Origin of the sequence: Pseudomonas sp. PA-7-1E (assembly GCF_021605325.1) — a bacterium.
Taxonomy (GTDB): Bacteria; Pseudomonadota; Gammaproteobacteria; order Pseudomonadales; family Pseudomonadaceae; genus Aquipseudomonas; species Aquipseudomonas fluorescens_BV.
This window is the reverse complement of the sequence record NZ_WKFA01000064.1, coordinates 1-23,803: the sequence shown is the minus strand read 5'-3', so window position 1 is coordinate 23,803 and position 23,803 is coordinate 1. Positions and strand designations below refer to the sequence as shown.

At 59.7% G+C, this 23,803-nt stretch carries 15 protein-coding genes and 1 pseudogene; 4 read left to right on the top strand and 12 right to left on the bottom strand.

What is annotated here, in order from left to right:
- Window positions 1-343: 343 nt before the first annotated feature.
- Window positions 344-556 carry a cold-shock protein gene (locus GIW79_RS25665; RefSeq protein WP_034128555.1) on the top strand — a complete coding sequence of 71 codons (213 nt, stop codon included), beginning with the start codon at window positions 344-346 and terminating at the stop codon, window positions 554-556.
- Between the two features lie 95 nt (window positions 557-651).
- Entirely contained in the window at window positions 652-1,140 is a 489-nt protein-coding gene (locus GIW79_RS25660) for an RDD family protein (protein WP_034128556.1), read from the top strand.
- 63 nt (window positions 1,141-1,203) lie between these two features.
- On the opposite strand, the gene nadA is transcribed toward GIW79_RS25660, so the two are convergent.
- Window positions 1,204-2,262, bottom strand: a complete 1,059-nt coding sequence (nadA, locus tag GIW79_RS25655) for a quinolinate synthase NadA (RefSeq protein ID WP_003193840.1) — start codon at window positions 2,260-2,262, stop codon at window positions 1,204-1,206.
- A 473-nt stretch (window positions 2,263-2,735) separates the two neighbouring features.
- Here nadA and GIW79_RS25650 point away from each other — a divergent pair, with 473 nt between their 5' ends.
- Both GIW79_RS25650 and GIW79_RS25645 read left to right on the top strand, forming a co-directional pair.
- Complete coding sequence (locus tag GIW79_RS25650) at window positions 2,736-4,451, top strand: ShlB/FhaC/HecB family hemolysin secretion/activation protein (RefSeq protein ID WP_072448460.1); 1,716 nt, start codon at window positions 2,736-2,738, stop codon at window positions 4,449-4,451.
- Between the two features lie 120 nt (window positions 4,452-4,571).
- Window positions 4,572-9,527, top strand: coding sequence for a hemagglutinin repeat-containing protein (locus GIW79_RS25645; RefSeq protein WP_200583306.1), 4,956 nt, complete (start codon window positions 4,572-4,574; stop codon window positions 9,525-9,527).
- A 143-nt stretch (window positions 9,528-9,670) separates the two neighbouring features.
- Here GIW79_RS25645 and GIW79_RS25640 read toward each other — a convergent pair whose 3' ends face one another.
- The 11 genes and pseudogenes from GIW79_RS25640 to GIW79_RS25590 form a co-directional block, all read right to left on the bottom strand.
- The gene (locus GIW79_RS25640) at window positions 9,671-10,138 is read right to left on the bottom strand and encodes an SRPBCC family protein (protein WP_236454404.1); all 468 of its coding nucleotides are present in this window, start codon (window positions 10,136-10,138) and stop codon (window positions 9,671-9,673) included.
- Between the two features lie 21 nt (window positions 10,139-10,159).
- Window positions 10,160-13,636: an amino acid adenylation domain-containing protein gene (locus GIW79_RS25635; protein ID WP_200583305.1), complete on the bottom strand. Its 3,477-nt coding sequence runs from the start codon at window positions 13,634-13,636 to the stop codon at window positions 10,160-10,162.
- A gap of 12 nt (window positions 13,637-13,648) precedes the next feature.
- Entirely contained in the window at window positions 13,649-14,578 is a 930-nt protein-coding gene (locus tag GIW79_RS25630; protein ID WP_054918469.1) for a diiron oxygenase, read from the bottom strand.
- A gap of 24 nt (window positions 14,579-14,602) precedes the next feature.
- The gene (locus GIW79_RS25625) at window positions 14,603-14,950 is read right to left on the bottom strand and encodes a DUF4437 domain-containing protein (protein WP_034128561.1); all 348 of its coding nucleotides are present in this window, start codon (window positions 14,948-14,950) and stop codon (window positions 14,603-14,605) included.
- On the bottom strand, window positions 14,947-15,723 hold the full coding sequence (locus GIW79_RS25620; protein ID WP_054898387.1) for a DUF3050 domain-containing protein: 777 nt from the start codon (window positions 15,721-15,723) through the stop codon (window positions 14,947-14,949). Before GIW79_RS25620 ends, GIW79_RS25625 begins: the two co-directional genes overlap by 4 nt.
- A 461-nt stretch (window positions 15,724-16,184) precedes the next feature.
- Window positions 16,185-17,729, bottom strand: coding sequence for an MDR family MFS transporter (locus GIW79_RS25615; protein ID WP_236454401.1), 1,545 nt, complete (start codon window positions 17,727-17,729; stop codon window positions 16,185-16,187).
- Window positions 17,722-18,894, bottom strand: coding sequence for an HlyD family secretion protein (locus GIW79_RS25610; RefSeq protein WP_054918464.1), 1,173 nt, complete (start codon window positions 18,892-18,894; stop codon window positions 17,722-17,724). Before GIW79_RS25610 ends, GIW79_RS25615 begins: the two co-directional genes overlap by 8 nt.
- On the bottom strand, window positions 18,891-20,393 hold the full coding sequence (locus GIW79_RS25605) for an efflux transporter outer membrane subunit (RefSeq protein WP_200583303.1): 1,503 nt from the start codon (window positions 20,391-20,393) through the stop codon (window positions 18,891-18,893). The genes GIW79_RS25610 and GIW79_RS25605 overlap by 4 nt, the downstream gene beginning before the upstream one ends.
- A gap of 210 nt (window positions 20,394-20,603) precedes the next feature.
- Window positions 20,604-21,344, bottom strand: a complete 741-nt coding sequence (locus tag GIW79_RS25600) for an AraC family transcriptional regulator (RefSeq protein ID WP_054899116.1) — start codon at window positions 21,342-21,344, stop codon at window positions 20,604-20,606.
- Window position 21,345: 1 nt separating this feature from the next.
- Window positions 21,346-23,040 (bottom strand): 2-isopropylmalate synthase, encoded by a 1,695-nt coding sequence (gene leuA / locus GIW79_RS25595; RefSeq protein ID WP_034128567.1) that lies wholly within the window; start codon window positions 23,038-23,040, stop codon window positions 21,346-21,348.
- A 431-nt stretch (window positions 23,041-23,471) separates the two neighbouring features.
- Window positions 23,472-23,803 (bottom strand): annotated as a pseudogene (locus GIW79_RS25590) (transposase); the annotation flags it as partial.

The window sequence follows — 23,803 nt, the reverse complement described above, 5'->3', positions numbered from 1 at the left end:
AACGCAACCGCCATAAAACAGTGCATTCACGATAGGCTTTTTATAGCTGAGGCCCTATAACAAGTGAATAGATCTATCGAATAAGCCAGTATCAGAACATTCAACAAAGTGTCATGAGCCCCAGTAAAATCAGGGCCTGCACAAGGGCTTGTTTTTTTCATATTAGTTGGCGTAGAGTTTGCCCACTGTGTTTGCATGGGTCGCTTGGAACCTGGACCTGGGCAGTAGCTCAAGTAGTTTGCTACAACCCGTTCGACGTCTCTTACTTTCCTGCAACCCAGCCCAGTACTCTTTCGTTTGAAAGGGGCTGTCATTAATTTTTAGCGTCAAAGGAAAGAAGAAAATGGCTGAGCGTCAGAGCGGTACCGTCAAGTGGTTCAACGACGAAAAAGGCTTTGGTTTTATCACTCCTGAAAGCGGCCCGGATCTGTTCGTGCATTTCCGCGCTATTCAGGGCAATGGCTTCAAGAGCCTGAAGGAAGGCCAGAAAGTGACTTTCGTCGCTGTGCAGGGCCAGAAAGGCATGCAGGCTGACGAAGTCCACGCAGAAGCCTGACCCTTACCTGCGACAAAAAGCCCCTGATATGACATCAGGGGCTTTTTTATGGGCGCCATTGCGTAAACTGCGTGCTTTCTCCAGAGAGCCCTGCCATGTCCAAACCCCTGTTGAGCCCCCAGGGCGAATTCCCCGCCGTTGGCCTGGGCCGCCGCCTGGCAGCGATGTTCTACGACTTTCTTTTATGTACCGCACTGCTGATCGTCACCGCTTTTATCTACAAGCTGGTGTGGATCGCCTTCGTGGGCGAAGCGAAGATGCGCACGCTCACCGAATCCGGCGCGCTGGACGGTGACCCGTTGCTGTCCACGATCCTGCTGTTCGTGCTCTTCGGGTTCTTCGCCAAGTTCTGGACTCATTCGGGGCAAACCCTGGGCATGCAGGTGTGGGGCGTGCGCGTGCAAAACGCCGACGGGTCGCGGATCAGCCTGTGGCAGGCACTGCTGCGTTTTGTGGTGTCGATTGCGTCATGGCTGTGCGTGGGGTTGGGATTTATCTGGTCGTTGTTCGATAAACACAAACGCAGCTGGCATGACATCTATTCGGATACGCAGTTGGTGCGGATCCCGAAGCAAAAGAAGTAACTCAAGCGCATCACAGATCAACTGTGGGAGCTGGCTTGCCTGCTCCCACATTTTGATTTGTGTTCAGGCGTTGCCGGCCAGTTTCAACCGTGCAGCCTGGGTAAAGTCGAGCATGCGCTTGAGCGGTCGTACCGCCTGCGGAATCACCGCCGGTTCCACGAAGATCTCATTACTGCCCTCACGCAAACACTGCAACGTACGCTCCAGTGTGTTCATTGCCATCCACGGGCAGTGCGCGCAACTGCGACAGGCTGCACCGTTACCGGCGGTAGGCGCTTCGACAAAGACTTTGTCCGGGCACAACTGCTGCATCTTGTAGAAGATGCCGCGGTCGGTCGCGACGATAAAGGTCTTGTTCGGCAAGCGTTGCGCCGCAGCGATCAGTTGGCTTGTGGAACCCACCGCGTCAGCCAATTCGATCACCGAAGTCGGTGACTCCGGGTGCACCAGGATTGCCGCATCCGGGTACAGCGCCTTCATATCTTCGAGCTGCTTGGACTTGAATTCTTCGTGGACGATGCAGGCACCGTCCCACAGCAGCATATCGGCACCGGTCTGGCGCTGGATGTAGGTGCCCAGGTGTTTGTCCGGGCCCCAGATAATGGTCTCGCCGTTGTCCATCAGGCTTTCGACAATTTCCAGCGCGCAGCTGGAAGTCACCACCCAATCCGCCCGAGCTTTGACCGCCGCCGAGGTGTTGGCATAGACCACCACGGTGCGCTCGGGGTGCTGATCGCAGAACGCGGAAAATTCATCCACCGGGCAACCCAGGTCCAGGGAGCACGTGGCTTCCAGGGTAGGCATCAGGATACGTTTTTCAGGCGTAAGGATCTTGGCGGTCTCGCCCATGAAGCGCACGCCAGCCACCAGTACGGTTTTGGCCGGGTGAGCGGCGCCGAAGCGCGCCATCTCCAGGGAATCGGAAACACAACCACCGGTTTCTTCGGCCAGGGCCTGAATCACCGGGTCGCAATAAAAGTGGGCAACCAGCACCGCGTCCTGAGCCTTGAGCTCGGCGGCAATGGCGGTTCGCAGGCTCGCCTCTTCGGCAGCGCTGAGAACCTTGGGCTGCTTGGCGTCGAGGTGAGCTTGAACCAGTAGGCGTTCGGAAATGTGCGTCATGTTCGCAAGACCTGCAGGCGCAGTAGCGCGAAAGTCGAGTGTACCACCGGCTCAGGAGCCCTTCGGGCGCCGCCGGACGAAGTGTTTTTGTTCATCAAGCACGGGTACAGCTTAAAGCTGCGCAAGGCTACAGAATATCCAATGGATTCAAAAGCCTAATCTGGCAACCGGGCAAGGTACTCAGTTCCTCGCCGCGGCACGCCGATTAGGTGAAGCCCAGACAACAATCAAAACCGCGCCGCCCCCTCCCGCCTCCTGAAAAATCAGGATTTTTGGGCTGAGACGCCCATTCGCGCACTGAATTTGTGCATTTGAGCACTACATCACACGATTTTTCTTACAGAATGTGCAATAAATCCTACGGCGATGTAACAAACCGTTCAGCACTCACTCAAGTGGGGCAAGTCTGCGCTGAGTTCAAGGTTTAGCTCGTGCGGTGTGGATCGTGTGTATTTCTACGTTAAGGATGTCGAGTGCCAAATCAGCTCTCAACCGGACACTTGAGTTGTACCCGGAACCTGGGCATTGCCCTGCTCTGCCTGTGGGCGCTGCCCGTGGCTGGCGCCGAGGCGCCGCAGCCAGGCCAGGAAGCCCTGCGCTTGCAACAGCAACAGCAACGCGACCTGCAGCAATTACAATTGGAGCAGCGCCAACGCCAGATGCAACGTGGCAGTTTCGGTACGCCAGCGGCCACACCGGCCTTGCCAACAGACATCGCCAAGGACGAACGCTGCTGGCCCTTGAGCGGTACGCGCCTGGCCGGGGTCACGCTGTTCAGCCGTGCCGAGTTGGACAAACACATCGAGCCCTACGTGGCGCCTTGCATGGGCGTCACCCAGATCAACCGCCTGCTGGCCGAGATTACGCGGCTGTATGTCGAGGCCGGTTATATCGCCAGCCGCCCCTACCTGATCAGCGCGCCCGCCGCCGGGCAACCGCTGGATATTCACGTCGAAGAAGGCTACCTGGAGGCCATCGAACTGGCCGACCAGAGCCTGCCGGTGTCATTGGGTGGGGCATTCCCCGGGATGCTCGGCAAGCCACTGAACCTGCGAGATCTGGAACAGGGCCTGGACCAGCTCAACCGCCTGCGCTCGGTGGACCTCACCGCCGACGTCGCCCCAGGCAGCACCGCGGGCGCGTCGCGCATCATCCTGCGCTCGCGCAGCAGTGCCTCGCGCTGGGCCCTGGGCCTGGGGGTGGATAACCTCGGCAGCGCCGGCACCGGGCGTGATCGCAATGTGATCAACTTGAGCCTGGACAGCCCGCTGCAAATCAACGACTCGCTCAACCTGAGCTTCAGCGACACGCTCAACCATGGGCCGCGCTACAGCCGCAGCCACAGCCTGTTCTACTCGATCCCCTACGGTTACTGGACCTACAGCCTGTTCGCCAGCCATGCCGAATACCGCTCGCCGTTCAAACTCAGCCGCACCACGTTTTACAACAGTGGCCGCACCGATCAGGTCAGCCTGCGTAGCGACCGTGTGTTGTGGCGCGACCAGGGCCACCAACTCAGCGCCAACCTGCAACTGGCCTACAAAGACGTCGACAGCTACCTACAGAAGGTACACCTGGACATCCAAAGCCCCACGCTGACCGTAGCCGAAGCGGGCCTGAACCTGTTCTGGCTCAACAGCGCGGTGTGGAACCTGGACGTCAATTACGCCCAGGGCCTGACCTGGTTCGGCGCCGATCGCGATGCCGACCAGGTGCAGAAAAACCGGCCCAAGGCGCAGTTTCAAAAGTACCGCGCCAACCTCACCCAATGGCGCAACGGCCAATGGGCAGCGCAGCCATGGCAGTGGCAGAGCCAGTTGTCGGTGCAGTACAGCCCGGATGCGTTGCCCGCCATCGAACAGTTGCTGATCACCGACGACTCGGCCGTGCGCGGCTACCGCGAAAACAGTAGTTCCGGTGCCATTGGCGCAGTCTGGCGCAACACCTTGCGCCTGCCGCTCAACACTGACTTGCCGGTGAAGCTCACCCCGCGCCTGGGCCTGGACAACGGCTGGGTCAAGCACGAACACGGCGCCCAGAGCCAACGCCTGAGCGGCGCCAGCGCGGGGCTCAACCTGAGCTGGAAGAACGTACAGCTCGACATCGACTACCAACGCAACCTCAACACCCCCACAGGTTTTCGCCAGGAGCCGGAGGTCTGGCTGACGCGCCTTAGCTTGCAGATATGAGTGTGCACCGATGAGCCAATACCTGTTTTTAGCCTGAGTCACCGCCGTACCTGACCACCCCAGCAGCGTTGCAACGAACAACGCGCGTCGTGGATCAGCCAACACAGAGCGAGATTATTTATGCCGACTACTTCACATAGCTTCCACCTTTCACCCCAGGGCAAACTGCGCTGGGCCATCGCTAGTCTCTTCCTGCTGCCGCAGCTCGCGCTCGCCGCAGGCTTGACCGTCGTCGAAGGCCCTGGCGGTACGCCGCAGCTGCAAAACCAGGGCGGCGTCCCCATCGTCAACATCGTCGCGCCGAACGCCGGTGGCCTGTCCCATAACCAGTTCCTGGATTACAACGTCGACCGCCAGGGCCTGGTGTTGAACAACGCCTTGCAAGCTGGCCAGTCCCAACTTGCCGGGCAACTGGCGGCCAACCCGCAGTTCCAGGGCCAGGCGGCGAGCGTGATCCTCAACGAAGTGATCAGCCGCAACGCCTCGACCCTCAACGGCGCCCAGGAGATTTTCGGCCAGGCGGCCGATTACGTGCTGGCCAACCCTAACGGTATTTCGGTGAATGGCGGCAGTTTCATCAACACGCCCAATGCCAACCTGGTGGTGGGCCGCCCTGAACTCAACGACGGCAAGCTGCAAGCCTTGAGCACCCGCGATGCCAACGGCCAACTGACAGTGCAAGGCCAGGGCCTGCACAACCGCGAAGGGTCCATCAACCTGATCGCGCCGCGCATCGACAGCGAAGGTCGCCTCAGTGCCCGCGATCAATTGAACCTCACCGTCGGCAGCAACCAGGTCGATTTCGCCAGCGGGCAGGTACGCCAGGTGGACCCGGCCAGCAAGACCCAGGACCAACGCATCGACGCGCGCCTGTTCGGCGCCATGCAGGCCGGGCGCATCAACATCATCAGCACCGCCGAAGGCGCCGGTGTACGCGTGGGCGGCGTGCAGGTGCAAGGCACTGACGGGGTGAAGATCAGTTCGGCCGGCGACCTTGATATCAGCGGCCAGGTGCGCGCCGACAGCCTCGACGCCACTCGCGCTGGCGTGCACAGCCGCCAGGGCGATATCGACTTGCACAGCGCCAAGGACCTGAACCTGGCCGCCACCGACGTCAGCGGGCGCAACGTCAAACTCGACGCCAGCCGCAACCTGACCCTCAGCAGCCTGGAAAGCCGCAAGCTCCAGGAAAAGCGTGAACAGTGGAACAACAGCAACTTCCTGTTCACCTACGAAACCTACGACCGCACCACCACCGACAAAGACTCGCGCCAGCACGGCAACAAGGTTGTGGCGCAACAGGATGCGGCGCTGTCTTCCGGTGCCAACACCGAGATCAAAGCCAGCCATGTGGAAGCGGGCAACACTCTGCGCGTCGACAGCGGTGCCAACCTGCACGTTAACGCCGCCACCGAAACCCATGAAACCCGCGACCAGGGCAACCATCGCAAGCACCTGTGGAAAGCCAACTGGGATAAATCCAGCAGCGAACAACGCAGCATCACCAGCAGCCTCAAGGCCGGAAAGACACTGGAGCTGACCAGCCAACAGAAGCTGCAATTGCAAGGCGCCGAGCTGAAAACCCCCGGCGATATTCAACTGGCCGCCCGGCACGTGGAAATCGCCAGCGCCAGCCGTACCCAGAGCAGCAGCGACAATGCCTACTCCGGCGACCTCACCGGTGGCAGCTTCTTCGGCAAGCAAGGCGACGGTAACCAGGGCAAGACGTCGAACACTGGTAGCAAGGTCAACGCCGACGGCAAGCTGATCGTCAAGGCCGACGACGTGCGCATCAGCGGCAGCCAGGCCCGAGGCGGCAAACAGGCCAGCGTCATCAGCGACAAAGGCTCGCTGGTGATCGACGGCGTCCAGGACACCTCCCACGACAACCGCTACAGCAATGACAGCAAGTTCTTCGGTATCTCCAAGGACGAAAGCCGCAAGAACCTCAAGGACAGCACCGTGGTTGCCAGCAACCTGCGCTCGGACAGCAACCTCAAGCTGGAAAGTGCCAAGGACATCACCGTCAGTGGCTCCCAGGTGTCCGCCGCGGGTGAACTGCAAGCGGATGCCAAGGGCGATATCAAGGTCGTTGCCGCCGAGAACACCACCCACGAAACCACTCGCACCCATAGCCGTGGCTTCGATGGCTACGCCAAGGAAACCGAGGGTGTCAGCCGCCAGTACCGTGCGGGCCTGAGTTATGAAGACCAGCAGCAAACCCGCCAGACCGACACCACGCAACAACAGGCTTCCAGCCTTAAAGGCGCCAGTGTGGCGGTTAACGCCGCAGGCGATGTCAGCATCACCGGGTCCAACCTCCAGGCCACCGAAGGCGATGCGAGCCTGAGCGGCAAAAACGTCGAGCTGTTGGCCGCCCACGACAAGCGCACCGAAGCCGTCGACAAAACCGCCACCGGCGGCAGTTTCTACTACACCGGCGGCATTGATCGGGCAGGCAGTGGCGCTCAGTTCAGCCACCAAAGCAGCCAAGACACCGCTGAAAAAACCACTGCGCAAACCAGCACCGTGGCCGCGGCCGGCAAGCTGACCATCAACGCTGGCAACACCTTCACCAGCGAGGGTGCACAGGCCAAGGCCGGCGCCGGGCTGCAGGTCAACGCTGGCCAGATCGACAACCAGGCGGCCCATTCCACCGAGACCAGCACCCACAAGGAAAACGGCTGGACCGCCGATGTTGGCGCCAATGTGGAATACAAAGGCATTACCCGCCCGATCGAAAAAGCCGTCGAGGGCGTGGCCCAGGCCAAGTTCCATCAGCCCGGTTTGCTGGATGCATTCGAGCAACCCAATGTCGGCCTGGATGTGGAAGTCGGGCACACGAACAAAACCGGCACAACGCAGGACAGCACCGCCGTGGTCAGCCAGTTCAGTGGCGCCACGGTGCAGGTCAATGCGGCCAGCACCTTGCAGGACGAGGGCACCCAGTACCGCGCCACCGAGGGCGGGCTGAACATCAAGGCGGGCGAGCACGTTGCTACCGCAGCGGCCAACACCCACAGCAGCAGCGAGCAAGGCGTGGACGCCAAGGCTGGCGTGCGAGTCTATACCACCACCGGTGAAGACCTGAATGTGCGCGGCAGTGGCCTGGGCGGCAGCAGCGATGTGCGCGAGTCCAGCAGCACGGCGGTGGTCGGCAGCTATGTGGCCAGCCAAGGCGTGAGCATCGACGCCAAGGGCGATGCCCGTTATGAAGGCAGCCAGTTCGACGGCGGCCAGGCCGGGGTCAACCTCAAGACCGGCGGTGAGCTGGCGCTCAACCAGGCCACCAACACCCAGAGTAAAAACAGCAGCACGCTGCGCGGCAACGGCTCACTGACGGTGGGCACCGCGCCCGGCGCCAATGGCAGCAACGTCAACCTCGGTGCCGGCGTGCAGTTGGATAACAAGCGCCTGGACACCCAGGACAGCCAGGCCCAGGTCGCAACCATCCAGGGCAGCGGCCCCGTCAAGCTCAGCAGCGGCGCTGACATGACCCTGCAAGGCACGCAGATCGGCAGTACGGGCGCGAAGGCTGGCGATATCAGCCTCAATGCCGGCGGCAAGCTAAACCTGCAAGCCGCCACCGATAGCCACGTCAGCAACGGCAGTAACCTGGGCGGCGGCCTGACCCTCGGTGCCGGCAAGACCAGCAGCGCCGAAAGCAGCAGCAAGACCGGCAGCCTCAGCGCCAATTTCAATATTGGCAAAGTGGCGGAAAACGACCAGAGCGCCGTCGTCGGGCAATTGCACAGCAGCGGCAAGGTCAGCCTCGCCAGCGGCGCTGATGCAACCGATGCCATCCACTTGCAGGGCACTCAGGTCAGCGCAGCCAGCGTTAGCCTGGATGCGCAAAACGGAGGCATCCTGCAAGAGTCTGCGCAATCGAACCAGGCCCGTGGCAACTGGGGCGTCACCCTGGGCGCAGGGGGCAGCGTCGGCAAAACCACCTTGGCCGACGCCGGTGAACATGAGACACCCAAGACCCAGCGCGGCATCAATGCGCGGGCCAAGGTCGATGTGGATCACTTGCAAGGTACCACCCAGCACAACAGCCTGATCACAGCGGGTGACGTCACCCTCAACAGTGCCGGCGATACCCATCTGGCCGGAGCGCGTATCGACGCCAACAAGGTACATGGCACGGTGGGCGGCGACCTCGTCGTCGAAAGCCGCAAGGACCAGGTCAACAGCACCCAGGTGAATGTCGACGCCAGGCTGGATGTCGAGAAAAACCAGCCGGGGGTGGTGGATAAGCTGGCCAAAGCCAGCGGCCCATTGAAGGACAAGGTACAAGCCAAGGCTGAAGGCGCGTTCGACAAGCATCGCGACAAGCTGGAGAACGTCGTCGACAAAGGCACCGGGCACCTGGCTTCGGCCAAGGACAGCGTGGTCAACAGCGTGGTCAATGCCAAGGAACGCTTGGGCGAAAAACTCACTCGCAGTGGCAGCTACGATGTGAACCCGGAACCCCGTGGCGCCTTCGGTACCCGCGTGGACAAGGCCAAGGCATACCTGGCAGACAAGACCGATGCCCTGGGCACGCGCTTGTCTGGCTTCAAGGATAAGGTCTGGCCAAAAACCAGCGACAGCTACACCGTCAGTGGCAAAGACACCACCGGCAGCAAGGTGGCCAATACCGCCGAAAGCGTGTTGTTCGGCGACAAGAGCGGCAACACCAGCTACACCCCGACTCTGTATCTGGATGTCAGCCATGTGGCCAAGGACAGCGTCACCCAGGCGTCAGGCATTCGCGCGAGCCACGGCGTCAACCTGCAGGTCAAGGGTGATACCCAGCTTACGGGCGCGCGGATCAGTGCGCCCAATGGCAAGGTTGAGCTGGGTGGCTCCAAGGTGACGGCAACCACACTGGCCGGCAGCGACTACCGCGCCGATGTCGGGCTGAACGTTTCGAAGTCACCGGTCAACCTGGCCCTGGGTGCCAAGGACGAACTGACCCAGAAACACGACGACGCCACACGCAATGACCAAGCCTTCAACCTGGGCCCGCTGCGAGCGGGTGGGCACAGTGAAAGCCAGGCCTTGCAGGCGGGGATTGATCAGGCCATCAACTAACGCTTAAAACAGCAGAACGCTTCTGTGGCGAGGGAGCTTGCTCCCGATGGACTGCGCAGCAGTCCTATTCTCAGGGTCGCTTCGCGCCCCAACGGGAGCAAGCTCCCTCGCCACGGAATCAGCCACTGCCTGCTCTTCCTATGTCAGTTGAAGAGCGCCTGTACGTTCTTCATCGCATCATCGGCAAAGCCTTGCAGGAAAGCTTCGAACGCCGGTACGTCTTCCTTGCCGCCCGTGTAGGGCTGGCCAATGATGGTCCAGGTCGCCAGGCTCTGGTTCGGGCCTTGTGGCACCACCTCTATCAGCGCCCACAGGTTACCGATGTTCAGCGAGGTGTAGATCAGCGACCAGGTCATGGTCATGGCTTGATCGTCATGGCTGTTGAGTTGCTCAATCACGACATTGCCGTCCTTGAACAGCTTCTTGCGTACCGAGCGCACGCCCTCGCCCGTCATCTCGATATGGGACAAGGCCGGAATAAACTTCGCGAAACCGGCGAAATCTCCGACGACATTCCACACACTGCGAGCATCGCCATTCACGCTGACGCTGGCGACGACAGGGTTGCCGACCGGATTACGGACCAGGGTATCGGGTTCAAAATGTTGCATGGGTAAGCTCCTTTTTTTTGCTCAGATGAAATCGATTTGCTTGAGGTAGTCACAGCCTTTTTGCAGCAACTCACTGTTCTTGGCTGGGTAGTCTTCGCCCATGCTCTGGATGCCTGAGAGTGCATTGCGGTACTCGATCATCGAGATATCGCCAATGTCTTCTTCAAACCCATTGAGGTAAAAACCGACCACGCCGAACAACGCGTTATCACTGTCGATGGCCGACAGGCGTTGCTGCCATTGTGTCACCGGGACCATCTGGAAATCGTGACCGGCCGCGCGGAACGCCTCCAGATAGTGAGCCCATGTCAAAGGCAGCGGGTTGTGCAAGTTGAACACCGCTTTGGTGCGGTTATGACGGCTGGCGTGAAACGCAATGAAGCGTGCGAGGAAGTCCACCGGCATCAGGTCGAAGTTGAGCGCCAGTTCGGGCACTTGCTTAAGCTGCAAGGAGCCTTTGAGCATCAGCATCAAACGGTTCTGATGAGGCTGGCACACACCGGTTCGCGTATTGAACGCGATGTTTCCAGGGCGATAGAGATTGACCCACACCCCCGACTCACTGGCGTTCCACAAGATGCGCTCAGCCACCCATTTGGAGAGGTTGTAACCATTGCGGATGTAGATGGGCGGCGTGAAGGCAGGCGGTTCTTCCAATACCCGGCCCTGCTCGTCCACCGTGCTGGAGGCCGACAGGGTGGAAATGAAGTTGAAAATTTTCTTGCTGCGCCCTTCACACAATTGCAGGCATTCCAGCACCGGCGTGACGTTGTCCTTGACCAGCGACTCGTAGTCGAGCACGTGGTTGACGTTGGCCGCGTTGTAGATCAACACGCCGTATTCACGATCCAGCCATTCATAGTCCTGCTCGGACAACCCCAGGCGCGGCTTGCTGATATCCGCCGCCAGGACCTTGACCCGGCTCAGGTCCAGATGTTCAAGGCGGTTCTGGATCAGCGCATCCTCGAAGCGCTCTTGCGCGCTCATGCCGCCGGACTCGCGCACCAGGCACGCCACTTCGGTGCTGCCCAGTTCCAGCAGGGCCTCGACGATATGCACACCCAGGAACCCGTTGGAGCCGGTCACGATGACTTTATGTACGTTGCCCAATCGACTGATGGGCAGTACCTCCAGCTCAGGCCGAATCATGGCGTCTTGCAGCGCCTGCGGACTGACCGTAGCAGTGGCCTCGACGTCCTGCTCGATCAGGTTGGCGAGGTTGACCAAGGTGGGTTGCTCAATAAAACGGTTGATCGAGACTCCTTTGCCGAACGCCTCGCGAATCCCCATGAGCATCTGCGACAACAGGATCGAATGGCCACCCAGATTGAAGAAACTGTCATCTACGGAAATGTCCGGCCCAGGCAAGTCGAGCAGCCTGGACCACAGCTCCAGCAACTGCGCCTGGGTGGCGTTCTGGGGCGCCAGGCGCGGCCCTTGCGTCTTGTAGTTGACCGGCAGGTCTCTCAAGGCCTTGCGGTCGACCTTGCCATTGGCCGTGGCCGGCAACCGGTCCAGCAGGCAATAGGCGCTGGGGCGCATGTAGTCGGGCAAATGCTTGAGCGCATAGGCCTGCAACTGCTCGCTGGCCGCCTGGCCCTCGCCCTCTTGGGGCTGGGAGAAAAACGCCAGGATGCGGCGCTGGTGATCGATGACCACCGCCAGTTGCCGGAACAACTGGCTCGATTGCAGCAGGTGTTCGATCTCTTCCGGCTCCACCCGAAAACCGCGGATCTTCACCTGGTTATCCAGGCGCCCGATGATCTGGATGCCCTCCTCGGTCCAACGCGCCAGGTCACCGGTACGGTAGAGGCGCACCCACTGGCCATCGGGCAACTCGTGCAGCCGATAGCGTTCGGCCGTCATTTGCAAGGCGCCCAGGTAACCGGCGCCCACCCCTGGCCCGGCGATGTGGATTTCACCGCTGTCATTTTCGCCTACCGGTTGGCCGTGCTCATCCAGCAGGTAAATCGCGGTATTGGCAATCGGTACGCCCAGGTTGCGATTGTTGTCCCCCCGTTGGAAGGTACGGCAGGTGGCGAGCACCGTGGTCTCGGTGGGGCCATAGATGTTGTGCAGTGCACAATGGCCAACCAGTTGTTCGATCACGTGGGGTTCGCACACATCGCCGCCCGTCACCAAGTGCTGCATGCCGTACAGCGATTCAAGCTGGATGATGCTGAGCAAAGCCGGCGGCAAAAAGGCGTGGGTGACCTGCTCCTGTTGGATCAACTCAGCAAGCGCCACCGGGTCGCGGCGCTGGTCTTCGGTGGGCACGATCAACTCGCCACCCTGGATCAGCGTCGGGAAGATATCCAGCAGCGATGCATCGAAATTGATGGTCGAGAACTGCAGGGCGCGGCTATGGCGGTCCAGTTCCACGTAACGGGCATACCACGCACAGAAGTGGCTCAAGTTGTCGACTGTGAGCAACACGCCTTTGGGTTGGCCGGTGGTACCGGACGTGTAGATCGCCACACAGGGTGCCGAACCATCCAGCGCTACGCGCAACAGGCTCTGATCCGGGGCCAGGGCGACACGGCTGTAGCCCTTGGCGCCGTGGTGGAAGAAGTCCAGATGGCCAATATCCAGGGTAGCCAGGCCCGGTAGCGGGTTGTCTGCCTCGGTGTCCTGGATCAGCAGGCTGGCACCGGCATGCTTGAGGATGGCTGCACGGCGTTCGACAGGATGGTTCGGGTCCAACGGCAGGTACACCGCACCGCAACCAATCACCGCCAGGATCGCTGCATAGAGCGCAGTGCCTTTGGGCAACGAGATGCCGACCACCGTCAACCCTGGGGTCGAGGTTTCAAGCAAGGGTTGCAAGCGTTCCTGGATCGCAACGCTATAAGCGTGCAGTTGCGCATAGGACATACCCCGCCCTTGCACTTTCAGGGCGTTGCGCTCGGCGTTGGCCAACAGGCTATCGGCCAAGCGCTGCACAAAGGGGCGCCTGGCCTCCTCCAGAATGCCGGTATTAGCGCTCGCATTGTGGCGATGACGCCAGGCCAGGCCATCCAACAGGGTCAGGCTCGACAAGCGATCAATCGCCTGCACCGGCTCACGGGGCGCCTCAAGATAGTCAGCACTGCGTGAGAAACGCCCGATGTGCACACTGGCCATCTCTACCACTTGCGCTATCGCTTCACGTGCCCGGTCGGCACCGTTGCCGGCGAGGGAGGCGCTGACTTCACGACGCCCCAGCAGCATCCAATCGCCATCGCCAGGACGCCACAGGCAGTCCACCCGCAGTGGCGCGAGAACATCACTGTCATCGTCAGCCTGCGCCCGCAAAGATAGGCGATGACACGACGGATAGTGCGGGAGTTGCGCCGTGCTGGCGTCGTCTATCAGCACGTCCGGCGCCGATAACTGGCAAAGCTCAATGGCGTTATCGCTGGTCAACAAGCGGGCGGTGTGCCCCATCTGTTCCAACTCTTGCGTAAGGCAGGCGAGCGCATGGCTGCGCCCGCACAAAACGATATCAAGATGTCTCATCGAAGTTGTCCTCTAGCGCAGATAATCGGCGAGCGCTTCCTGCATGCAGGGAGCGTCGAGCAGGCCGCTGTGTTTGAAGAATCGGACGATGTTGCCTACCAGCGGGTGAGACGGCGTGATCGGAAAACTCATGCCTTCGACCTCTTCACGCAACGCCGCCTTGACGCTGGGGTTCACCGGCAGTTGCTCGATCAGCGCGAAATCAAACCCCTGCTGGATCTCGTTGGTCAGGTACTCACCCAAGAACACCGGCATGATCGAGGCCAGCACACGTTTGTCCTCTTCGCTCGCGGTATTCCAGTAAATGCGCGTCAACTTGGCCCAAAAGCCCGAATGTCGACCCTCATCCGCCAAGTGGTCGGCCATCAACCCCTTGACCGATGCCTTGACCGAGTCGTCGCGGGCAAACGCGGCAACATCGTTGGTCAGGGTGTTTTCCGCAATGGCCACGCAGATCAGCTCGACAGCAGCCTTGAGGTGCGCGGGCGCCATGGCCAATGCCTTGGGGATAGAACGGCTGAGCTCGATTTCCGCTGGCAAGGTGATGGGTTCGATGCCCGTCAACTCGATGGTCTGTTGCATGTAGTCCATCGCCACTAGCGCGTGATAGTCCTCATCGACGACCACGGTCATCGCGTCGTAACGGCACGCAAACGGAAAGCGGATAGCGAAGTTATCTTTCGCAATGCTCCTGGCGGTCTTGTCGACAATTTCGGTTTCGAAAATCACGACATCATTAATGAACTTATACAAGCTCTGAACGAGAACAAAATGCTGTAAGTGACTACACTCCTGCATAAAGGTTGCGCTCATGACCAATGGTTGACGACTGGCCGGAAATATTAACTTTTCGTCATCTTCCAAGCGTCGTCTCGGGCGCGTCCGAATGGTCGCCCTTTCCTCCCACGACTCGGAAAACGATTGATATGCTTCAGCTCTCATGACTACTTCCTTTATTCATGATACTCAGTAGTAGTGCACTTCAAACAACAGGCATCCGTCTTTCGAATTAAACGGCCCGTGCTCCGTGTGTGCGGCCCTGAAGAAGTAACTACCGTCGCGGTAAGTTTTCTCCGGGCGCCCCTCACTGGCCTGCTCTGTCTGGTCGCCTTCAATCAAATACACTTCTTCGTGATAATCATGGGTATAGATTTCACGGGTGCCGCCCCCAGGGTGAAAACGTACCAGACGTGTACGCACTCCAGTTTTCGTAACAGGGTCCAATGTGTCTTTGAAGACGGTCAGCGTGATACCGCGTTCAGAGGTCACCTCAAACCATTGGGCCTGGTCGGCCTCGATCACTTCGAAGTTCATGCCACGCACTCACTGACCGTTTCGCCCATGGCCACGCGCAGGTTGTCCCACAACGCCAGGCGGCTTTGTACCGCCGCGATAGCCGATACGTAGACCTCTTCCTGACGCTGCGCATCGCCATTGACCAGGCGCGCCAACAGGCTTTCTGCCGCCGGGCCGTGGTCTTCCGAGTCGACTTCGATGTGGCGCTGCAGGTAATAGCGAAAGGTTGGCGCGTCGTCTGCGGTGATATCCCAATCGTCCAGAATGCGCTGGAACATCTGCGGGATGACACTTTCACGGCCATGCAAAAACGCAGCAGCCACACTGTGGGTGGAAGCGTTGATGGCGGTTTCGATGGTGTCAGTGACGAAAGCCGACGCTGCCAGGCCTGCACCGCAACGGCTCAAGGCCGTTTTCAGATCGACGCCTTCGCGCATCAGTTTGACAAAGTGTTCGATCTTGTCGGTGCTGGCGCCGACTTCGCGCATGGCATGCAGGTAGAGTTCGAAGTGGCTGTAGTGACCGCCTTGCAAGTTCTGGTCGGACTCTTCGCCCAGGATGATTTCGTTGATCAGGTGCGCGGCCGCCGGGTCCACGGGAGGCAGCCAAGGCAGGCGAGTACAGGTGAGGTCCTGTTGCAGGCGCTTGGCCAGGGACATGAAATCCCACACCGCAAACACATGGGTTTCCATAAAGGCGCGTAGGACCGGCAGCGAATTGATTTCAGCAAAGATCCGATGATTGCCCAGCTCTACTTTCTTGGCGTTCAACAGCGTCTTTTTATCTTCCATGTTGCGCTCCTTATCAGGCTTTAGTTAACGCTGACCACTCGAGAGATACCCGCTTACCTTTTTTCAGGCATAAGCAGGCCTGCCTCGCCGTTCTTGGCCAGTGCTAGAGTCTTATTCAATTAAGTTGTAGGGTTATGCTTCCGTGACCCAAAGGTCAGCCGTCGAAGCAAGACGAAACTTAGAGGAAGTTCATGATGATCAGCAAGTGTTTTTTGGAAAATTAATACAATTTATTTCCAAGTTGTAAAACCCACAACAACAGAAGCCCGACCAAAGTTAATAAAATCAACTTCGCCAGGCAATAGTTGGCTAACACCCCTCAAGGGAGTGCAAACAAACTGTATGGAATTGCTAAGTTAGCAATTAACTAGTCTATGAACGCGGCCATTCGCCTTTTTACCATTCAAGTTCCCTCTTACCGCTGATAAGCGCCCGCGTATTACCTGCGGGCAGTAATGAGTTCAGTTCTTTGCTGATTGGCGCAATGCCAGGGCCGCGACCCCGCACAAGATCAAAGCAATACAGGACACATAGAACGCATCGCTGTAGGCCATCAGGTACGCCTCACGACGCACGGTGTGGATCAAGCCCTCAAGGACCTGCTGTTGAGCGGGTAATAGCTGGTTGAAGATAAAAGCCTCGCTGTCGGCCATGCTGGCGCGCAGGCGCTCCTGAAAGGCCGGGGAAAACAGGGTGATCGACTCCCCTACCCGCTCAGAGTGAAAGCGCTCGCGCATGGCCACGATCTGCGTCAGGCCCGCCGTGCCCACGGCACCACCCAAGTTACGCAGCATGGAAAACAAGGCCGAGGCCGAGCCGGCTTCATCTTTGGCCAGGCCAGACACCGCCAGCACGGAAAGCGCCACCATGATCAGCGGCTGCCCGATGCCCCGTACCACGGTGGACGGAATAATCACGTTGGCGGCGCTGTCCACGTCCAGGTGCGCGCCGAGATAGCACCCCAGGGCCATGATGAAAAAGCCACTGGCAACCATCAGTTTCGGGTTGAGCCACTTCATCAGGCGCGGCATGAACGGCGCCAGTACCAGTTGCACCATGCCGTAGGCGATCAGGCTGATGCCAATCTCCCGGGCGTTGTAGCCCTGCAACTGAGACAGGTAATTGGGCACCAGGAACACCAGGCCGAAGGTGGCCGCGCCAAAGATGAACATCGCTGCGCTGGCCACGCCGAAGTTGTAGCTCTTGAGCAGGCGCAGGTTGATGAAGGAGCGACTGCCATACAACTGCGACAGCACGAAGTACACCAAGGCAACGCCGGCAATCAGTGACATCCATACAATGAAATCGGAGCCGAACCAGTCCTTGCGGCCACCTTCTTCCAGCACGATCTGCAAGCCACCCAGGCCGACGATCATGGCGATGATCCCGCCCCAGTCGCCGCGCTTGAGCAGGCTCAACTGCATGGGCTTGGCATCGATCGACCATGCCACCGCCAACAGCAAGAGAATGCCGGGGGCCAGTTGCAGGTAGAAGATCCAGCGCCAGGAATAGGCATCGGTCAGCCAGCCGCCAATGGACGGCCCGGCGGCCTGGGCGACGCTGTTGGACAACGCGAACAGCGCCATGCCCATCGCGATCTTGCTGGGCGGCAGTTCAGTGATGATCAGCTGGAATGACAAGGGAATCAGCACTGCGCCGGCAGCGCCCTGGATTACCCGAATGATGATCATCACTTCCAGGTTGGGCGCCCAGGAGCAGGCAATGGACGCCACCAAAAATACAAACGAGCCCACGAGCATCACACGTCGCAGAGAGAACACCTGCACCAACCAGGCGGTCAGCGGGATCATCACGATTTCCGCGACCAGGTAGGCGGTGGAAATCCACGAGCCTTCCTCGAACGTCGCGCCCAGGGAGCCTTCGATCTCCGGCAGCGCGGCGCTGGTCACGTGCACGTTCATGCCGGCCATGAAACAGCCGAACAGCCCCCCGATCACCGCCACCCAGGCGCGAAAGGAGACGCTCTTTTCAACCGCTTCAGTCATGTGCAGCGCCCTGCTCAGCTGGGCGGGTGTCCACCGTGGTGATCACCGACATGCCCGGCAGGATGGGCCCGCCTTCGTCATGCTCATCAATGACGATCTTGACTGGAAAGCGTTGCACGATCTTGGTGAAGTTGCCGGTAGCGTTGTCCGACGGCAACAGTGCGAACACCGCCCCGGAGCCTGGCGAGAAGCTCACCACATGGCCTTTGAGCTTGCGCCCCGAATAACTGTCGACGCTGATATCCACCGGTTGGCCGGCACGCATATCGCGCAATTGAGTTTCTTTGTAGTTGGCCACGACGTAAGCCTGCTGCAAAGGCACCACCGCCAGCAGTGGCAACCCTGGCGCGACGTATTGGCGGGTACGGACTTTGCGCTGCCCCACCACGCCGTCGATGGGTGAGCGGATCAAGGTGTCCTCCAACGCATGCGTCGCCAGGTTCAACTGCGCCTCGGCCTGGCTGCGCCGGGCTATCTGCTGCTGGAGCGAAGCCTGGGCCAGTTGACGGCGGGTGGTGGCCACGGTCAAGCGGGTTTCCTGCTGGCGTTGCATCGCCTTGGCAATTTCCACCGCAGCATTGGCCTGGGTGTAACTGGCGGCGGCCGTTTCCAGACGCTGCGTGCTGGCAGCATGTTCGCGCACCAAGCCTTCGTAGCGACGCTGGTCAAGGCTTGCGCGGCGTAACTCAGCGGCCACACTGCGAGCATGGGCCTCAGCCTGGGCAACCCCGGCCTTTTGCTGGGCGATCAGGCTGTCAGTGACTGTCAAGTTGGCCTCTTGCGCTGCCACCGAGGCCTGGGTCTCGGCCAGTTCTGCGCGGGCTTGTGCCAAGCGGGCCTGGTAGTCACGGTCCTCGATGCGTACCAGCACATCCCCTGCCTTGACCGGCTGATCATCCTCTACTATCACCTCGGCCACGTAGCCTGAGACTTTCGGGCTGATGGGGATCCAGTCGGCCCGCACATACGCATCATCGGTCTGCTCCAGATAGCGGCCGACGGTCATCCAGTACACGCCGAACACCACCGCCGCGATCAACAACCCGGCGCCGCCCAGCAGGATCAGGTTTCTTTTGCGCCGTTGCTTACGCGCATGCATAAGTTGCTCGAGCACATTCTCCTGCTCGTCCTGGACAGCAGTTTTTTCATCAACGGCGATATTCATGGCTGGGTACCGGAAGAAGGGATAGACGCGTGGGTGGGCGCAGCGGCCGGGGTATCGACGGCGCCGGACTGCCAACCGCCACCAAGGGCACGGAATAGGCCGATCTGGCGTTGCAGTAACTGGCCATCGGCGTCGGCGCGCGTGGCCTGCAAGCGGATCAGTTCACGCTCACTGTCCAGCACGTCGAGAAAGTCGATAGAACCGGCGTCGTAGTTGAATTGGGCCAACTTGTAGGCTTGGCGGCTGCTGTCCAGCGCCCGGCTCAAGGCCGCGTGGCGCTGCCGTTCGCCGTCGTACAACGCCAGGGCCTGGCGCACCTCCTTGAGGGCCTTGAGGACGCTGGCCTCGAACTGCGCGACCTCCACCTGCTCGAGTGCCCGTGCCTGCTTGACCCGCGCGCGGTTGGCCTGCCAATTAGGGAACTGCCAGGTAATCAGTGGGCCGATGCCGAACATCACCGCACTGCTGTCCCCCAGCTCATGGGGTTTGTTGGCCGAGGAGGACACTGAAGCGCCGAAGGTCACCTTGGGGTACAGGTCGGCCTGGACGATATCCACTTGCAGCGTGGCCGCCTGCAACGCGCGCTCGGCCTGACGTATGTCGGGGCGGCGCGCCAATAGTTGCCAGCCATCACCCACCGGCAACTCGGCATTGAGTTGGGGCACCACTTCACACGTTGCGGCGCCAGAGCCTTGGTCCAGTTCAGCGACGCCGGTCAGCATGGCCAATTCGTAGAGCGCGGCTTGTCGACGCGCCTCCAACATCGGCAGCAACGCCTGGGTTTCGCCTTGCAGGGCTTGCATGCGGCTGTATTCAAGGTCTGTCACCACACCGGCCTGGCGCTGGCGATCGGTCAACGCCAGGCTATGCCCGACCACGTCCAACGAATGGCGCTGTACCTTGGCACGCGCCCCCAGGGCGCAGGCATTCACATAGGCGCGAGTGGTTTGCGCCACGACCGTGATGCGCAGCAAGTCCTCGGCATCCTGCGCCGCTGCGGTTTGCACGTGGGCACGTTCAATGGTGCGCTGAACCTGGCCCCACACATCCACTTGATAAGCCAGCTCGAAGCCTGGGTTGAATGCCCACTCTGACGGCGCATGGCTATCGGTGGCCTTGGCCAGCGTCTGGTCATCGGCCGTCTTGCCATAAGCGGCCCCCAGCGACGCCTGGGTGGACGGCCAGCGCTCGGCATCAGCCTGCTGGATCCCGGCCAGCATCGCTTGCACATGGGCCTGGGCCGCCGCCAGGTCGCGGTTGTGCAGTAACGCCTGTTGCACCAGCGCATCGAGTTGCGGATCGTTATACAACTGCCACCAGCGCTCAGGTAACACTTGGTCCGAGACACCTTGGGGCAGGTGGCTCAGGGCATTGATGCGTTCCGGATGTGGCTGTGCCGGTGTATGGGCGACCCAGGACGAACAACCCGCCAACAACGCCACCGCCATGCCAAGCAGCGAAAGACGGTAATGCCGTGGGAAAAGAGAAGGCGAACCCATCGAAGAAATCCAGAATGCCAAGTAGAGACGCAGGGTAAGAGAGCAACCGGTTGCGCATCTCCCGAGTTCCAGACAACCATCGTTTCGATTGGGACAATGTGCCGGCGCGCCCTCTGCGCCGCAGGCTCCATACACCAGGCACAGGTAAACATGGCCCTGCCTGGAGGCGGGGCCATGTTCAAAAGGAGGTGGTGCTATCGCCAGTCAGATTCAGACCAAGCGACAGTTACTCGGGGTGTAGCCCATGGTGCGTTTGAACATCGCGGTAAATGCACTCGGACTCTGATAACCATGCTCCAATGCCACTTCAAGGATGGAGGCACCACTGGCCAGCCGCTGCATGCTGAGCAGCAGCCGCGTGCGCTTGCGCCACTCGCCGTAACTCATGCCCAACTCTTTCTGGAACAGCCGAGCCAAGGTGCGTGAACTCATATTGAGTTGCACCGCCCAACTCTCCAGTTTCGACTCCTGAGAAGGGTTGTCGATAAAGTCCGCACACAGAGACTTGAGCCTAGGCTCGTCCGGTATCGGCACGTGAGCCAGCACCCTTTGCGCACGGTCAAGTTCCGAGAAAATCAGCTCGACAATCTGTACATGCCGCAACGACGCCGGGTGGCTGTCAGGCTCATCGCCGGCGGCCACAATCAGCTCGCGCAGCAAGGGTGAAACCCTGATGACCTCGCACTCCTCCGTCAAACGACGGTGCGCTCCCGGTGAGATCAACAAAGTGCGCATGCGCACTTCGCCGGTCATGCGGATCTGATGTTCCAAACCTGAAGGCACCCACAGGGCATGCCCGGAAGGTACCACCCAGGTGGTCTCCTCCACCGACACAAGCATCACGCCGTTGATGGCGTAGACCAGTTGGCCTTCGTCATGTCGATGCGAGGCCACGATGTCACCGTGGCCATAATTACCGGCAAGTGCCGCCAATGCGGTATGCGCGTTCATCTCAGGACGGCACCGCAGCATTCACCACGCTGAGCAGGCCCAGGCGCGATGCACGATTGACCGCACTGGTGACCGCTTCGAGGGAAGCGAGCAGGCTACTGCCATCGCGAGCGGCGCCGAACAGCAACTGGTTGCCCACGCGAATTTCCACATAGGCCAACGCCTCAGCCTGGGCACCGTCACGGGTGGCATGTTCGTGGTAATCGGCGATATCAAAATGAATGCCACGCTGGGCAAACGCATCGACCAGCGCCGCAAGCGGGCCGTTGCCCTCGCCACTCAAGTCGATGCGCTGTGTACCTTGTTCAAGGGTGGCCTCCAGGTAAGTCACATCGCCCTCGCTCACCAGTTTGGGGGCTCGTAACGCGTAAGGCTTGCCCTGCTCCAGGTAATGCCGGGTGAAGCAGGCAAGGATCATCTCGCCACTGATTTCCTGGCCGGAGCCATCGGCTTCCTGTTGTACCAGGCTGCTGAACTCCATCTGCAAGCGACGCGGCATCACAATGCCGTGCTGCTCCAACAGATAGGCCACTCCCCCCTTGCCCGACTGGCTGTTCACGCGAATCACCGCTTCATAGCTACGGCCCATATCGGCAGGATCGATAGGCAGATACGGCACTTCCCACATGCCCTGCGGATTGGCCTGGCGCGCCGCAAAGCCTTTCTTGATCGCGTCCTGATGCGAGCCGGAGAACGCGGTAAACACCAACTCACCGGCGTAAGGGTGACGAGGATGGGTCGGTAACTGATTGCAGAACTCCACCTCACGCTGGACGTGCAGGATGTCGGAGAAATCCAACTGCGGATCGATGCCGCTGGTGTAGAGGTTCATCGCCAGCGTGAGGATATCGACGTTGCCGGTACGCTCACCGTTACCGAACAACGTGCCCTCGACACGCTCGGCACCGGCCAGGCACGCCTGCTCCGCGGTGGAAACTCCAGTGCCCCGATCATTGTGCGGATGCACGCTGATGACCACACTGTCACGGCGACTGAAGTGCCGGCAGAACCATTCGATCTGGTCGGCGAAGACATTGGCGGTAGACACCTCCACGGTGGTGGGCAGATTCAGGATCATCTTGTTGCTCGGGGTCGGCCCGAACGTATCCGTCACCGCTTCACACACCTGCAATGCAAAATCCAGCTCGGTGAAGCAAAAGGTTTCCGGGGAGTACTGGAACGTCCACTGCGTATCGGGGTTCGCGTCCATGTGCTGCTTGATCTCTCGTGTTGCCTGGGTAGCAATCTCGATGCAGCCCGCCTTGTCCACATTGAAGACAACGTCCCGAAACACCGGCGCCGTCGCATTGTAAACATGCACGATGGCGCGAGGCGCGCCCTTCAACGCCTCAAACGTGCGTGCGATGAGGTGGCTGCGCGCCTGGGTCATGACCTGAATCGTCACATCATCAGGAATCGAACCGCTTTCAATCAGCTCACGGACATAGTCAAAGTCGGTCTGCGAAGCGGCAGGAAAGCCCACCTCGATCTGCTTGAAACCGACCTTCACCAGCAAATCGAAGAAACGCCGCTTGCGCTCGGCATTCATCGGCTCGATCAAAGCCTGGTTGCCATCACGCATATCCACACTGCACCAGGTGGGAGCAGCAGCCTGGACAGTGCTGGGCCATGTGCGATCCGGCAGGTTGACCGTGGTGAAGTGGCGATATTTGCGGGAAGGGTCCTTGAGCATCATGGCGTTTCTCCTTTTTCAGCAGTTTGTTTGTGTCAGACACACCACCGGCAATGCCGACTGATTGGATCCAATACTAAACGAACATAGTTTGATACAAATTGCGTTGTTGAGTTTGCGGAATGAAAAAATCCAAAGAAAAATCCAAAAAGCTCAAAAAAACCGAAAAAATATTGCGCAAAGAAATAAAAACCAACAATCAAAGACCGGAAGTCAGGAGTTACCGGCAAAATCAGTAAAAAAGAACCTATCGCTTGGATGAACGGGCTGAGGGAGCCAGGGAAAACATTTCTGACGGGCAAAAAAAACCCGAGAACCTTACCTGTGTAAGGCTCTCGGGTTTTCTGAACACACTTGATTGGATACCTGTAGGTTACGTTCAGGACGAGCAAAAAGCGACCAAAAAGGGGGTGACGACCAAAAAGGGGACAGATTTATTTACCACCATCCAACCTCGGCCGCCCTTGCCCTCGGCGCTCAATACGAACGCCTGCAATCCTCTCAACTTCTTCAATGAAACGAGCAGTTCCGGTAAGCTGCCCCCGTTGCAACGCCTCACGAATAATTCTCGTCTCATCACTCGAAACGGACTGCTTCACAAATACCTTATAATTTTCGCGGCGCTTCAGCGTTGTATCTCCCAATATGGAAAAACAAGCATCAACATCAAGCCAGTCACTATCAGGCACCAGCCCTGTGCGGGCACTGTAACTTGACCATGGATAATCCGCCGCGTCAGCTACCATGCATGCACGAACCGGATTTA

Coding starts and splice junctions, on each gene's coding strand:
- GIW79_RS25665 (WP_034128555.1), top strand. CDS start 344: ATGGCTGAGCGTCAGAGCGGTACCGTCAAGTGGTTCAACGACGAAAAA.
- GIW79_RS25660 (WP_034128556.1), top strand. CDS start 652: ATGTCCAAACCCCTGTTGAGCCCCCAGGGCGAATTCCCCGCCGTTGGC.
- nadA (WP_003193840.1), bottom strand. CDS start 2,262: ATGACGCACATTTCCGAACGCCTACTGGTTCAAGCTCACCTCGACGCC.
- GIW79_RS25645 (WP_200583306.1), top strand. CDS start 4,572: ATGCCGACTACTTCACATAGCTTCCACCTTTCACCCCAGGGCAAACTG.
- GIW79_RS25640 (WP_236454404.1), bottom strand. CDS start 10,138: ATGCAACATTTTGAACCCGATACCCTGGTCCGTAATCCGGTCGGCAAC.
- GIW79_RS25635 (WP_200583305.1), bottom strand. CDS start 13,636: ATGAGACATCTTGATATCGTTTTGTGCGGGCGCAGCCATGCGCTCGCC.
- GIW79_RS25630 (WP_054918469.1), bottom strand. CDS start 14,578: ATGAGAGCTGAAGCATATCAATCGTTTTCCGAGTCGTGGGAGGAAAGG.
- GIW79_RS25625 (WP_034128561.1), bottom strand. CDS start 14,950: ATGAACTTCGAAGTGATCGAGGCCGACCAGGCCCAATGGTTTGAGGTG.
- GIW79_RS25620 (WP_054898387.1), bottom strand. CDS start 15,723: ATGGAAGATAAAAAGACGCTGTTGAACGCCAAGAAAGTAGAGCTGGGC.
- GIW79_RS25615 (WP_236454401.1), bottom strand. CDS start 17,729: ATGACTGAAGCGGTTGAAAAGAGCGTCTCCTTTCGCGCCTGGGTGGCG.
- GIW79_RS25610 (WP_054918464.1), bottom strand. CDS start 18,894: ATGAATATCGCCGTTGATGAAAAAACTGCTGTCCAGGACGAGCAGGAG.
- GIW79_RS25605 (WP_200583303.1), bottom strand. CDS start 20,393: ATGGGTTCGCCTTCTCTTTTCCCACGGCATTACCGTCTTTCGCTGCTT.
- GIW79_RS25600 (WP_054899116.1), bottom strand. CDS start 21,344: ATGAACGCGCATACCGCATTGGCGGCACTTGCCGGTAATTATGGCCAC.
- leuA (WP_034128567.1), bottom strand. CDS start 23,040: ATGATGCTCAAGGACCCTTCCCGCAAATATCGCCACTTCACCACGGTC.